This is a genomic window from Schlesneria sp., from assembly GCF_036405755.1.
GTDB lineage: Bacteria > Planctomycetota > Planctomycetia > Planctomycetales > Planctomycetaceae > Schlesneria > Schlesneria sphaerica.
On the sequence record NZ_DASWWZ010000720.1, the window covers coordinates 1 to 7,366 of the forward strand.

Annotated in this window: 7 protein-coding genes; 5 read left to right on the forward strand and 2 right to left on the reverse strand. The window is 55.3% G+C overall.

Annotation, left to right across the window (positions count from 1 at the left end):
• The 5 genes from VGE80_RS23625 to VGE80_RS23645 form a co-directional block, all read left to right on the forward strand.
• A partial coding sequence (locus tag VGE80_RS23625; RefSeq protein ID WP_440594369.1) for a hypothetical protein occupies positions 1 to 325 on the forward strand: 325 nt, incomplete at its 5' end.
• Between the two features lie 132 nt (positions 326 to 457).
• Positions 458 to 1,102 (forward strand): PEP-CTERM sorting domain-containing protein, encoded by a 645-nt coding sequence (locus VGE80_RS23630; RefSeq protein WP_373651376.1) that lies wholly within the window; start codon positions 458 to 460, stop codon positions 1,100 to 1,102.
• Between the two features lie 274 nt (positions 1,103 to 1,376).
• A complete protein-coding gene (locus VGE80_RS23635) occupies positions 1,377 to 2,045 on the forward strand; it encodes a CAAX prenyl protease-related protein (protein ID WP_373651375.1) in 669 nt (222 codons plus the stop codon).
• Between the two features lie 213 nt (positions 2,046 to 2,258).
• Entirely contained in the window at positions 2,259 to 2,936 is a 678-nt protein-coding gene (locus tag VGE80_RS23640; protein ID WP_373653876.1) for an FHA domain-containing protein, read from the forward strand.
• 184 nt (positions 2,937 to 3,120) lie between these two features.
• Complete coding sequence (locus tag VGE80_RS23645; RefSeq protein ID WP_373651374.1) at positions 3,121 to 4,527, forward strand: HD domain-containing protein; 1,407 nt, start codon at positions 3,121 to 3,123, stop codon at positions 4,525 to 4,527.
• Between the two features lie 252 nt (positions 4,528 to 4,779).
• Here VGE80_RS23645 and VGE80_RS23650 read toward each other — a convergent pair whose 3' ends face one another.
• Both VGE80_RS23650 and VGE80_RS23655 read right to left on the reverse strand, forming a co-directional pair.
• A complete protein-coding gene (locus VGE80_RS23650; RefSeq protein ID WP_373651373.1) occupies positions 4,780 to 6,012 on the reverse strand; it encodes a beta-alanine-activating enzyme beta-propeller domain-containing protein in 1,233 nt (410 codons plus the stop codon).
• Between the two features lie 44 nt (positions 6,013 to 6,056).
• Complete coding sequence (locus VGE80_RS23655; protein ID WP_440594370.1) at positions 6,057 to 7,307, reverse strand: iron-containing alcohol dehydrogenase; 1,251 nt, start codon at positions 7,305 to 7,307, stop codon at positions 6,057 to 6,059.
• Positions 7,308 to 7,366: the final 59 nt, after the last annotated feature.

Below are 7,366 nucleotides of genomic sequence, written 5' to 3' on the forward strand. Positions count from 1 at the left end.
GGTCAACATTGTCGTCAGTGCTCAGGCCAATTCCCCCGTTGCAGAATCAATCGAGCACGGTCATGAAGAGGTTCCACCTGAGTCTGAACTGATTCTCGCCCCAGGTACATTCCAGGGATCTGGCGGAACATCCTCTTCATCGACTTCGACGTCTGGCGGCAGCGTTCCTCCTGTCTACGCCGCTCTGTTAACACTGCGTTCAGCGCTTCCCGAGCCCGTTCTGCTTCTGCACTGGCGGAGGGGGGAGTTTCTGCAAATTCCTGACGCACCTTCTTCAGGACTCTTTCGCCCTCCGAGGCAACTTCCTCACAATTTCTCAGTTTAATTGTGTTGAGTTGATGGGGTTTACCCCAAATTTCTTCGGATTCATGGGCTAAGTTTGTACTTTCGGGCGCACTGTGCAGTCCCGGGTATGGACTTTCCAAAAAGAGTTTCAATCTACAGAAGGTTAAGATCTATGTTGTTCGCAAACAGCGTCCGCAAATTGGCTTTGGGTCTCGTCGTCGCCGCTGCATCGTTTGGCGTTGCAGCTCCAGCTTCGGCTGACGTTTTCTATGACGTCGTCTCCCAGACTCAAGTAAACTCGAGCGGTTTCCTGGTTGGCACTCCAGCCAACTGGTACACCGTTTACGATGTTCGCCTGAACCTGTCGAACTCAGACTTTGCTGGTCTTCAGGGATTCACCAAGGGCTACCTGTCCTTCTTCAGCACCCCTACTGGTCCATCAACCGCCGGTCCTGAACTGGAATTGAACCACACGTTCAACATCTATTCCGGCGCTAACCAGACTGGCACGCTGCTGCTGTCCGGTACGGGCACCTCGACCCTGACCCGCTCAGGTAACAACTCGGTCGCATGGGTTAGCGACGCTCACACCTTCACCTCGGGCGTCAATGCCCCAACCGAAGGCAAGTTCTACCTGAACTTCACGCTCGCTAACCAGCCAATTCCAGCCGGTAACGATTTCCCACAGTTTGTGACCTTCGCAACGTCTGGTGTGTTCACGACTGTTCCAGAACCATCAACCTTCGCGTTGCTGGCCTTGGGTGGTCTTGGTCTGGGCGTTCGGGCTTACCGACGACGCAATGCAGCCGCTTGCTAATTGCTGGCCGCTGACTGCTTGATCCAAGTCGTCACGACATCCGTCGGCGACTGCTAAATTCGGGGAAGCCGCTCTTACTGGGGCGGCTTCCCTTCTTTTTTGCACTCCGGAAACCGGATATGCTTTCATCTCGCTTCACTTGAATGAGGCCGAATCCGTACCTGTGCGACGCGGTCGTGTAAGTCTCGCTTGCGCAATATCACGGTTGCCCAACAAGGCCGCAGACAAGATTGATGCAGTAAGTCAATAACTGTCACTTGGGAAAAACAAGCCGATGGCCGCGATCTCTTACGTGCTACCGTTTTGCCTCTACCTCCTTCCGGCCATGCTTGAACCTTCGGACTCTCAGTCCGCTACTTACATGCTGATTTGTACGTTGAAGGGATTACTTGCAACGGGGGCACTCATCCTGTTCAGAAAGTCGTACCCCAAATTTTCGACCCGGGGTTTTGGACTGGCTGTCGCAGGGGGCATCGTCGGATTCGGAATTTGGATAGGGCTGATATACGCTCAATCCGCAGTCCCAGCTATTCACAATGCGATCATCTCGGTACAGGGAACGAGAGCTGGCTTCAATCCGTTTGCAGACGGATCACCGACACCTCTGCAAATCGCCTTCACCGCAGTCCGCCTGCTTGAACTGGTAATCGTTGTCCCACTCGTGGAAGAGATCTTCTGGCGAGGGTTTCTATCTCGATATCTGATTTCAGACGACTTTGAAAAGGTGCCCGAAGGGGTATTCACAACCACAAGTTTTCTGGTTGTTTCACTCATGTTTGCCGCGGTCCACCCCGAGGTGTTCGCGGCTTTCGCCTGGGGATCATTGGTAAATCTTATTTACATACGCACAATGAATATTTGGGCATGTGTGCTGACGCATTCTGTTACAAACGCAATTCTTGGCGTGTTTGTCTTGACTAATAAGGCTTGGTATCTTTGGTAAAAAGGCACAAAAAGCTGGCAATTCGTGATGCTGGGTGGTATTCCTGAATCAACGAAAAACAGCGGTGTGGACGTTTCACACCGACCGAGAATTGCTTTGGCATCGGATCCTCAACGAGGACTTCCTTTCGACGTTGCCCTTAGACCGACGGACTTGGTTATTGCTGGTTCTTACAGGACATCTTGAGTGCAATCTGCGGTCGCATTTTTGTTGATGACAAACGTCTCTCCGCAGGAGTGGCGAGCCCCAATCTTCAATCATTCCCAAGTGATTGGGCGACTTCCGAATTGTGATATTCAAGTACCGGCCGCCTTTATCCACGTGTCACGCCAACATGCTCTCGTCGGCGCTGACAAAGACGGGCTTTGGATCCAAGACCAGAACTCTTCGGGAGGAACTCAGTTGAACGGGGTTCCCCTCATTCCGGACGAGAAAACACGGGCGGTCATAGGCGACAGAGTTACGTTGGGTGGGCTGGAACTCTACTTCGTCTCCCCGGATGCCAGCATTCTGGAGGACAAAGGAGACGTAGAGGCAGAAGAAGGACAATCCGGCCGAACAGTTCGATTCACGGCAAAATCCGTCAGAACGGTAGGCGATGATCGACTCAGCGTACTCAGCCCCGCGGAGCTGGAAGTCGTTCGCTGGGTCTGTCGTGGCCTGACGAGTTTCGAAGAGATTGGCCGTCAGCTTTTTCGCAGCCCACACACAGTACGCACGCAACTTGGCAGCGTGTTTAAGAAACTCGATGTCCATTCCCGCGAGCAGCTCCTGGCCCTGCTACGTAAATGCGAGATTGCGTGGACTCAGCCGGATGCAGCACATGTGAATGTTGCCCCGCTCGATGCGACACCCACAGATGACGTCTCGGGCCGAATCGCAGAGCACTAGCCTGCTCTGATCGCAGCAATGCTTCTCGACGAGACTCTCTGGCTCAATGCTTGTCACTATTCGTGTCGACTCAACAAGTGATGGCGCGGGTACCGCAAACCGTCCTGGCGTCGAGCCATTCGACAACGAGTTTGCTAAGATGGTCCGACTGTTGTCGTTCCGAAGGCTCTAATAGGTTTGCCTCATGGTCCGTGATTTTTTGAATGAGAGTCTTTCTCACGACCCCGTCCATGGTTATATCCCCTTCATCGCACGGGCCGGGCTACCCCCGGGAGAGGCGGCAGAGCAGGATGTGATTGACCATCCCTGGGTCCAACGGATGAGGCACATTCACCAGTTGCAGACGGCCTGGTGGGTCTTTCCTTCCGCCGAACACATGCGATTTCAGCACATCCTGGGTGCGATGCATCTGGCTTCCGTGGCCATCGATCACTGGTATGAGTCGCTGTGCGAGGCCTGTCGCAATGTTCCATCGAGGGCGTACGTCGAGAGCCTGCTGCGGATGGCAGCTCTTCTGCACGACGTTGGCCATGGCCCCTTCGGCCACTTCTTCGACGATCACTACCTGGACCAGTTCGGGGTGACGCATGAGGACATCGGGAGCGCGGTCATTGAGCAAGAGCTCGCTGATATCCTTCGCCGAATTCGCCGTAATCCGAACGGGCGCTTGCAGCCGCTGGAAGAACTGGATCCCCAGCAGATCTCGTGGCTGATCCGTCGCCCGAAGCCAGGAATGGAGGCTGAACAGGGACATCCCGACTGGTTACGCAAATTGCGGTCTCTGTTCAGCGGCATCTACACGGTGGACAACATGGACTTCGTGCTGCGCGATGCGTACATGTCTGGATACAACACCAAGGCTTTCGATCTGAATCGCATCCTGCACTACACATTCTTCACATCAGCGGGCCTGACGATTCACGCTCGGGGTCTGCCCACACTGATCAATTTCATTGAAACACGCGCGAACCTGTTCCGCACAATCTACTTCCATCGAACAGTCCGGGCCGTCGATCTGGCGCTCGAAGACCTGTTTCCGGAATCGATGCCACATCTGTTTGACGGCAATCCGCTCGACAAGCTCAATGAGTACCGTCGCTTCACCGAATCCACGTTCATGGTTGATGTCCAGAGATGGGCTGACAGCGCTGACCCGACATTGAAGGACCTTGGCCGACGCTGGCAACAGGTGATTTGTCGAGAGGTACACTGGAAAATGGCATGTGAAAGGACACTCAATTTCCACTCCGGAACGGCCGAGCGAACGACCATCTTTTCAGAACCAGACCTCGTCCTGAAGCGAGTTCGGGAACGCCTGCCCCGCGAGTTGAAAGATCTCGAACTGAAGATCGACGTTGCGAAGCACTATCACCGACCGAGCAGTCGCCTGCCCGCCAGTGGTCAAAACTTCCTGCTGGACCCTGCCGTGGGAACGCCACAAGGGCTTTCAGACGATGACCTGTTTCGCGCATTGCCAATCAGCTTCTGTATCTTCCGGATTTACTCCAAAGACCATCAGCATGATGGCATCCTGAACGGGGCACTGAATTCTGTCATCGGCGAAGTCAGTGACGCCAAAACAAATATGTGATCCGCCCAACGTTACTCTGCCGCTATTGTCTGCCAATTCGCCAGAGTGACGCAGGAATGGGGAAGCACGCGCAAGGGGCAGTCAGGTCTCCTGCGCCCACCGACAGTCATGGGTCTCCCCATCTGAGAGTCATCACTGGGAACGGGAGCCGTCGAGAATAGGCACCCGTTCTGCTCAAGGGTTCCCGACGAGTCCTTACATCGTCTTCTACGTGATGCATCGAACTTTTCATTCGCGACCATCGGGAAACGGCTACTTCTTCCCGAAGCAGTAGACCTTGCCGTCCCGGCTTTCACTGCCAATCACCAGCACTCCCTCGCCGATTGCGGGAGCGGCAGAAATAGGTTTACCCGCATTGAACTTCCAACGCTCGGTTCCATCCTGGAGACTGATTTCGTAGAGATTTCCGTCATTGGATCCAATAAATACGCGATCACCAGCGACGGTCGGCGAACTGTCGACTTTCGCCCGCGTGGGGAATGTCCAAGCCTTCTTACCGGTGATCCGATCGATGGCATGAACGAGCTTGTCGCGTCCCCCGACAACAACCAGCTTTTCAGTGACGGCTGCGGAGGAATGGAACGGGGCATCTCCATTTCCAGGTCGGTAGCGCCAGATCACCTCCTGCTTCTTCCAGTCCACTGCCACCACTTCGCTTGCGAAGGTCCCGACATAAAGGATGTCCCCTACCACAGCAGGCGACGCGATCAAGTAGGTCTCGAGTCGCAGGTCAGCTCGCTGCTTTCCTGTCTCGATCTCGATCGTCCGGAGATGCTCGTCGCACCCCGCAATGAACGTCACCCCTTCGACAACAGCGGGTGCACAGTGAACGTATCCCTGGGTTGCAAAGCTCCACGCCAGTGTCCCATCACGATTGAGGCAATAGAGACTGTTGTCATAGGATCCAAAAAGGATTCGATCGCCGATCACAGCGGCGGAACTGTAGATTTCCCCCCCCGTCTCATACTTCCACAAGCCTTCTCCCGTCTCGCGGTTGATCGCGTGAAAGACACCGTCTTCATCACCGAGATAAATCGCATCCGAGGTCACGGTGGGAGAGGATTTGAAGCCTGGCGCGAAAGAATTGGGCTCCACCTTGTCGACTGACTTGTAGGACCAGATAGTCTTCCCAGTCGCTTTTTCGAGACAGCTCAGTTCCCCCGACAGGCAGGGAACGTAGACAAAGTCGCCAACAATCGCTGCAGTGGCGAGAATCTGGTCCCCTAACGTGATTTCCCAGAGCTTCTCTAGTTGCTCAGGCAACGGCGAAGTAGCCACACCCGACTGTAAGAGATCATGGCGGAACGAAGCCCAACTGGTCTGGCTGGGAAGAGCCGCCTTACTCTCTTCCGCGAATGAAGAAGCACACAGAAGGGGCGAGAGCGCGGCAAAAGTGATGAGCACAAACGCTCGCCGAATTCCTCCTGATCGAGGTTGGGCAACGCGATCCTGCTGGTATTGGCTTCGCGGACCGAATGTGAACATGAATTTTTCCATTGTGACACTCCGCGAACTCGCTCGACGGACTTCTATTCGAAAGCAGCTTCGTAAAGCGCCAGTAAGCTGGCAGCGTTGACGGGACGCGGATTAAAAGTTCCGGTCCATTGCTTTGCCGCTTCCTCAGCCAGGACAGGCAGCATCGACCGATCAACCTGACATGCTTGTAGCGTGGAAGGAAGACCAGCGGCAGAGGTAAGTTTTCGGACGGCATTTGCCAGTTTCTCGCCCGCTTCGGGATCGTCGACATCACAGATTCCCACATCAGCGGCCAGCCGGCCGTAGCTTGATCCCACCACGGATGAATTGTACCGCATGACGTGAGGCAACATCACCCCGATGGCGAGCCCATGCGTCACGTCAAAATGAGCGGTCAATGGATTTGCGAGAGCATGAGTGGCCCCAAGCATCGAGTTCTCGATGGCGGCTCCAGCCAGATGAGACCCCAGCAGCATATTCCCTCGAGCTGCGACGAGCAGCGAGGAATCAACGAGTGCTTCCCCCGTCGCTTCTCCGTTCGTTCCTGGAGCGGATGAATTGCCAGCAGCGATCGACGTGACAATCGGAAACGCCTGCGCGAGCAGGCGCCAGGCCTTGCGTGCAAATAACTGCGACATCGCATTCCGCTTGGTGGTAACGTAACTTTCCAGAGCGTGACTGATTGCATCGATGCCAGTCGCCGAGGTAACACCGGCCGGCATGCTGAGCGTCAAGTCGGGATCGAGGATTGCGACCCGGCAGGAAGCCTTCTTGTCGCCACACGCCATTTTCATGTGCGTCTTTGCGTCAGCAATGAGAGCGAACGACTGTGCCTCGCTTCCCGTTCCCGAGGTCGTGGGGATCGCAATGGAGGGTAGCATTGGCTTGGTTGCCTTTCCTACACCCCAATAATCGCGCATCTGTCCGCCATTGGTCAGAAGGAAATTGATTCCCTTCGCACAGTCCATCGCACTGCCGCCACCCATGGCCACGATCAGATCGACCTGATGGTCCCGGGCGATTTGCAGGCCATGTTCGACGTCGTCGGTGGTCGGGTTTGGCTGAACATCATGGAACAAAGCTACGGACAGCCCTGATTCGTTCAGAACAGACACGCCTCGGGCGGCGTGCCCTGCCTTCTCGATGCCCGGATCAGTTACAAACAGGACCCGGGTCCCCCCCAGATCCTTTGCCAGTTGCCCCAATTGGGTCACAGTCCCTGATCCAAACACCACGCGGGTTCGTGGATCGAAATCGAATGGGGGCAGCAAGTCGAGTCCAACAGCGGAATTCACGGCAGGCATCCAGGCGGGGCTATCGGCGGCGAGACAAGCAATCGCTTATGAGCGGCACAGCTAAGGTA

Coding starts and splice junctions, on each gene's coding strand:
- VGE80_RS23630 (WP_373651376.1), top strand. CDS start 458: ATGTTGTTCGCAAACAGCGTCCGCAAATTGGCTTTGGGTCTCGTCGTC.
- VGE80_RS23635 (WP_373651375.1), top strand. CDS start 1,377: ATGGCCGCGATCTCTTACGTGCTACCGTTTTGCCTCTACCTCCTTCCG.
- VGE80_RS23640 (WP_373653876.1), top strand. CDS start 2,259: ATGACAAACGTCTCTCCGCAGGAGTGGCGAGCCCCAATCTTCAATCAT.
- VGE80_RS23645 (WP_373651374.1), top strand. CDS start 3,121: ATGGTCCGTGATTTTTTGAATGAGAGTCTTTCTCACGACCCCGTCCAT.
- VGE80_RS23650 (WP_373651373.1), bottom strand. CDS start 6,012: ATGTTCACATTCGGTCCGCGAAGCCAATACCAGCAGGATCGCGTTGCC.
- VGE80_RS23655 (WP_440594370.1), bottom strand. CDS start 7,307: ATGCCTGCCGTGAATTCCGCTGTTGGACTCGACTTGCTGCCCCCATTC.